General features: G+C 32.7%; 3 protein-coding genes. 2 read left to right on the top strand and 1 reads right to left on the bottom strand.

Going from position 1 to position 6,208, the window contains the following annotated elements:
* Nucleotides 1-184 precede the first annotated feature (184 nt).
* Nucleotides 185-3,022, bottom strand: a complete 2,838-nt coding sequence (gene gcvP / locus BTO16_RS07935) for an aminomethyl-transferring glycine dehydrogenase (RefSeq protein WP_105021069.1) — start codon at nt 3,020-3,022, stop codon at nt 185-187.
* A 174-nt stretch (nt 3,023-3,196) separates the two neighbouring features.
* Between gcvP and BTO16_RS07930 the strand changes: the two genes are divergently transcribed.
* Nucleotides 3,197-4,018: a UbiA prenyltransferase family protein gene (locus BTO16_RS07930; RefSeq protein ID WP_105021068.1), complete on the top strand. Its 822-nt coding sequence runs from the start codon at nt 3,197-3,199 to the stop codon at nt 4,016-4,018.
* Between the two features lie 140 nt (nt 4,019-4,158).
* Nucleotides 4,159-6,051: a phosphoglycerate dehydrogenase gene (serA, locus tag BTO16_RS07925; protein WP_105021067.1), complete on the top strand. Its 1,893-nt coding sequence runs from the start codon at nt 4,159-4,161 to the stop codon at nt 6,049-6,051.
* Nucleotides 6,052-6,208: the final 157 nt, after the last annotated feature.

Genomic DNA, 6,208 nt, shown 5'->3' with positions numbered 1-6,208 from the left:
ATTTAAAATATAGGATTTGTTTGTTAAATGGATTTAAATAAGAGTAAAAAATTTATAAAAGAATGGACGCTATTTTACGCAGATATAAAATTAACATAAGTAACTCTTAAACAATTTTATTTCTAAACAAAAAACCATCTCAAAAGAGATGGTTTTAAAATATTAAAAACACGTTGTTTTTTGTCTACATATAATCTTCAATTGGGTTGCAAGAACAAATTAAGTTTCTGTCTCCAAAAGCATCATCAACTCTTCTAACTGTTGGCCAAAATTTGTTATCAGCAATATATGCTAGAGGAAAAGCAGCTTGTTTTCTAGAATATGGAAGAATCCATTCATCTGCAGTTAACATCGCTAATGTATGAGGCGCATTTTTTAGAGGATTGTTTTCGTCTTCTTTCGTTGCTGCGTCAATTTCTTTACGAACAGAAATCATGGCATCACAAAAACGATCTAACTCCGCTAAACTTTCAGATTCTGTAGGTTCAATCATCATCGTTCCAGCAACCGGAAAGGAAACCGTTGGTGCATGAAAACCATAATCCATTAAACGTTTTGCAATATCAACAACTTCAATTCCGTTGTTTTTAAAATCACGACAATCAATAATCATTTCGTGCGCAGCACGTCCTTGATCACCTGTATATAACGTTGGGTAATGACCGTCTAAACGTTCTTTAATATAATTTGCGTTTAAAATTGCCATTTTAGTAGCATCTGTTAACCCTTTAGAACCTAACATTGTAATGTATCCGTAAGAAATTAAACACGCTAAGGCAGAACCCCAAGGTGCTGCAGAAATCGCTGTAATTGCAATTTCGCCACCTGTTTTAATTAAAGGATTTGTTGGTAAAAAAGGCACTAGTTGAGGTGCAACACAAATAGGACCAACTCCTGGACCACCACCACCATGCGGAATAGCAAATGTTTTGTGTAAGTTTAAATGACAAACATCTGCGCCAATTGTTGCAGGGTTTGTTAAACCTACTTGTGCATTCATATTTGCGCCATCCATATATACTTGACCACCATGTTCATGAATTAAACCCGTAATGTCTTTAATTCCTGTTTCAAAAACACCGTGTGTTGAAGGATAGGTAACCATTAAAGCCGCTAAGTTTTTAGAATGTAACTCCGCTTTTTCTTTTAAATCTTCAAAGTCGATATTTCCTTTTTCATCTGTTTTTGTTACCACAACTTGCATACCTGCCATTACTGCGGATGCAGGATTTGTACCGTGGGCAGAAGCCGGAATTAAACAAATATTTCTATGAGAATCGTTTCTGTGTTCGTGGTAAGCTCTAATAACCATTAAGCCAGCAAACTCTCCTTGTGCACCAGAGTTTGGTTGTAAAGAAGTACCTGCAAAACCCGTAACAATATTTAATTGATGCTCTAATTTTGTTAAAACTTCTTGATATCCTTGCGCCTGATCTAAGGGTACAAATGGATGAATATTTCCCCACTGTGGATTGCTTAAAGGCAACATTTCTGAAGCAGCATTTAATTTCATTGTACAAGATCCTAAAGAAATCATAGAATGGTTTAAAGCCAAATCTTTGCGCTCTAACTTTTTAATGTAACGCATCATATCTGTTTCTGAATGATACGTGTTAAAAATGCTGTTTTCTAAAAAAGGTGTGTTTCTTACTAAGCTTTCTGGAATTACATTTGTTGGTTGTGGTAATTCTCTACTTTTAACATTAAAAGCTTGCTCAAAACAACGTACAATTGCTTTTAGTTCTTTACTACCAACAGTTTCGTTAATAGAAATTGAAACGTGATGTTCATCAACATAATTAAAGTTGATGTGATTTGCTTCGGCAACTGTTTTTAATTTTGCAGCTTCCACTTTCACTAAAATAGTGTCAAAATAAGCGGAGTTTACTTGCTTAAAGCCTAAATTATTTAAAGTATTTGCTAGTGTTTTTGTGTTTGTATGCACATAATCAGCAATATTTTTTAAACCATCTTTACCGTGATACGCTGCATACATACCAGCCATTACTGCTAGTAAAACTTGTGCAGTACAAATGTTAGAAGTCGCTTTTTCGCGTTTAATATGTTGCTCTCTAGTTTGCAAAGCCATACGCAAAGCTCTGTTACCATCGATGTCTTTAGTAATCCCAATAATTCTACCAGGAATACTTCTTTTGTACGCTTCTTTGGTTGCAAAATAGCCTGCATGAGGACCACCATAACCTAACGGAATCCCAAAACGCTGTGTAGTTCCTACCACAACATCAACTCCAAATTCTCCAGGTGCTTTTAATTTTACCAGTGATAAAATATCTGCAGCAACTGCTACTTTTATATTTTTTTCATTCGCTTTTGCAACGAATGCTGTATAATCATTTACTTGACCATGTTTACCAGGGTACTGTAAAATTGCGCCGTAAAACTCATCAGAAAAATCGAATTCTTCGTGGTTTCCAACAACTAACTCAATACCAATAGGGGTAGAACGTGTTTGTAAAACAGATAACGTTTGAGGTAAAATTTCTTCGGATACAAAAAACTTGTTTACATTCTTTTTCTTTTGATCTCTTTCTCGCACATCAAAAAGTAATGCCATTGCTTCTGCAGCAGCGGTACTTTCATCTAACAAAGAAGCATTTGCTAATTCCATGCCGGTTAAATCACAAATCATTGTTTGGTAATTTAACAACGCTTCTAATCTTCCTTGTGCAATTTCTGCTTGGTAAGGCGTGTATGCAGTATACCAACCCGGATTTTCTAAAATATTTCGTTGAATAACACTTGGCACAATTGCCTCATGATAGCCTAAACCAATATAACTTTTAAAGACCTTGTTTTTTTCTGACAGTTCTTTAATATGCGCTAAATATTCATATTCGCTCATCGCGGGTTCTAAATCTAAAGCTTCTTTTAATCGGATTTTTTCTGGAACAGTTTCGTGGATTAACTGATCTAAACTAGCTACTTTAATAGCCGATAACATTTTTTCTTGCTCCTCTTTATTAGGGCCAATATGTCTTAGTTGAAACGAGTTTGTGTTCATTTAAAATTTTTTATCAGTCTTTATTCAATCGATTTAGTAGATTGACGATTTGTATTTTGTTAACGATACAAAAATAAGGGTTTTAGAATCTTTAAGATTCATATAATTAAGTTAAATTGATATTAATTATTAACCAAATAACAATGTTATCAACATAATCTTTACTTTTGTTTTATGAAGGTTTTAAAAAATATTTTAGATTTTTATTTAAATTCAAGCATACATGTAGCGCTCGCTGTATATGCCTTTGTAAGAATTACAGAAATTTATTTTAAACTGCCACCAAATCACAATTTAGATTCCTTTATTTTTTTCGGTACAATTACGGGGTATAATTTTGTAAAATATGCTGGTGTTGCTAAATTGCATCATAAAAGTTTAACAAATGATTTAAAGATTATTCAGGTTTTTTCTTTTTTATGCTTTTTATTGATGTGTTATTATGCCTATTTAATTGATTTTAAAACAGTACTTTTTTCGGTGCCATTTACACTACTAACTTTTTTGTATGCGGTGCCTTTTTTAAGCGGATTTGCTAAAAACTTAAGAGAAATAAGTTATCTAAAAATTGTGGTTGTTGCCTTTGTTTGGGTTGGTTTTACGGTTTTAATTCCGTTTTTTGACGCCGGTAAAGAAATTGGTGTATCCAAAGCTTTTTATGCAATGCAGCGATTTTTATTAGTAATTGTTCTGGTACTTCCTTTTGATATTAGAGATTTGAAGTTTGATGCCATTTCTCTGCAGACAATTCCAAAGAAAATTGGCCTAGAAAAAACAAAAAAATTAGGGGTTGCGCTGCTCGTTTTTTCGTTAGTTTTAGAGTTTATGTCCTCCACAGAAATCTCGGAGAAAAGTCCGTTTATGCTCTTCTTTTTTTTAATGATACTTTTGTTAATGAGAGCCAAAATGAACCAGTCTAAATATTATAGTTCCTTTTGGGTGGAGTCTTTGCCTATTGTTTGGTGGCTATTTCTTTTGGGATTTCATAATTTTTAAGCCCTAAAAGCCTTTTTTTTATGAAGTTGTTTAATATTGAGAACAAATTAAATCGATATCATAAAACTTTAAAAACACTTTCTATTTGTCTACTATCTTTGTAGATTTACACACTTAAATTCAACCATGATTTTAAAGTAATGATTACCACAAAAAGAAATTATATTTTCGATTTTGATAGCACTTTAACTAGAGTAGAAGCTTTAGACGTTTTAGCAGAAATTACACTACACAACAATCCTAACAAAGAAAAAATTATTCAAGAAATAATTGATATTACCAATTTAGGAATTGATGGCGAAATCTCTTTTACAGAATCTTTAGAAAGAAGAATTAAGTTATTAAATGCTAATCAATCAGATTTAGCTAACTTAGTAAGCGCTTTAAAAAAGCAAGTATCTAAATCCATCGAAAGCAATAAAGAATTTTTTGAAAATTTTGCAGACGACATTTATGTTATTTCTTGCGGATTTAAAGAATTTATAGATCCTATTGTAGCAGCCTACAATATACCTTCGAATAGAGTTTTTGCAAATACTTTTGAGTTTGCGAATGATGGAAAAATTATTGGTTTTGATGCTACTAATCCATTATCTCAGCACAACGGAAAAATTAAGTGTTTAAAAGACATGAATTTAGAAGGAGAAATACAAGTAATTGGCGACGGTTATAGCGATTATGTAACGAGACAAGCAGGTGTAGCAGATAAGTTTTTTGCGTATACAGAGAATGTTTCTAGATTAAAAACTACAGAAAACGCAGACCATATTGCCCCAAATTTAGATGAATTTTTATACGTAAACAAGTTGCCAAGAAATATCTCATATCCAAAGAATAGAATTAAAATTTTATTACTAGAAAATGTACATCCAGATGCTTTTACAAAGTTATCTACGGATGGTTTTTCTGTAGAAACCGTTTCTAGAAGTTTATCGGAAGATGAATTGATAGCCAAAATTAAAGATGTACACGTTCTTGGAATTCGTTCTAAAACGAATGTTACCGCCAGAGTAGTCGCTGCTGCAGAAAAATTAATGGTGGTTAGTGCATTTTGTATTGGTACAAAACAAATAGATTTAGAAGCGTGTAAAGAAAACGGAGTGGTCGTTTTTAATGCGCCTTACAGTAATACGCGTTCTGTAGTTGAGCTAGCAATTGGCGAAATTATTATGTTAATGAGAAGTGTTTTTCAAAGAAGCACAGAAATTCATAATGGTGAATGGAATAAAACTGCAGATGGTTCTAAAGAAGTTCGTGGTAAAAAACTAGGAATTGTAGGCTATGGTAATATTGGTAAGCAATTATCAATCTTAGCAGAAGCTTTAGGAATGTATGTGTATTATTATGATGTTGAAGATCAATTAGCTTTAGGAAACGCTCAGAAAGTAGATAAATTAGAAGATTTATTAGCAATTTCGGATGTGGTTACTTTACATATTGATGACAATGCAGCGAACAAAAACTTTATAGGAGAAAAAGAAATTTCTCAAATGAAAGACGGCGCGCATTTAGTAAATCTTTCAAGAGGTTTTGTAGTTGATATTAAAGCGTTGGCTGCTGCTTTAAAAAGCGGAAAATTAGCAGGTGCTGCTGTGGATGTGTATCCAGAAGAACCAGCAAAAAATGGGGAATTCCTTACCGAATTAAAAGGATTACCAAACGTAATTTTAACGCCGCATGTTGGTGGTAGTACAGAAGAAGCGCAAAGAGATATTGCAGATTTTGTACCAAGTAAAATTATGGCTTATATGAATTCTGGTAATACAGTTGATGCTGTAAACTTCCCAAATATTCGTTTGCCAAGACAAGTAAAGTCGCATCGTTTTTTGCACATTCATAAAAATGTACCCGGAATTATGGCAAAAATTAATAAGATATTAGCCAAATACGATTTAAATATTTCTGGTCAGTATTTATCTACAGATCCTAAAGTTGGGTATGTAATTACAGATTTAGACAAAGAATATAACAAAGAAGTTATAGATAAATTAAGGAAAGTAGAAGGCACTATTAAGTTTAGAGTGTTGTATTAATCTTCTTTTTAAAACCTAAAAAAGCCCTTCAAATTTTAAATTTTGGAGGGCTTTTTATTTTGGCAGTCATTGCGAGGAACGAAGTAATTTGTAGCTATTTAAACGAACAGATTGCTTCGTTTATCTCAATGATGATTATTTAAAAGTATCTTTCTCA

It is taken from the genome of Polaribacter glomeratus (genome assembly GCF_002954665.1).
Taxonomy (GTDB): domain Bacteria; phylum Bacteroidota; class Bacteroidia; order Flavobacteriales; family Flavobacteriaceae; genus Polaribacter; species Polaribacter glomeratus.
This window is presented reverse-complemented; position numbering and strand designations above follow the sequence as displayed.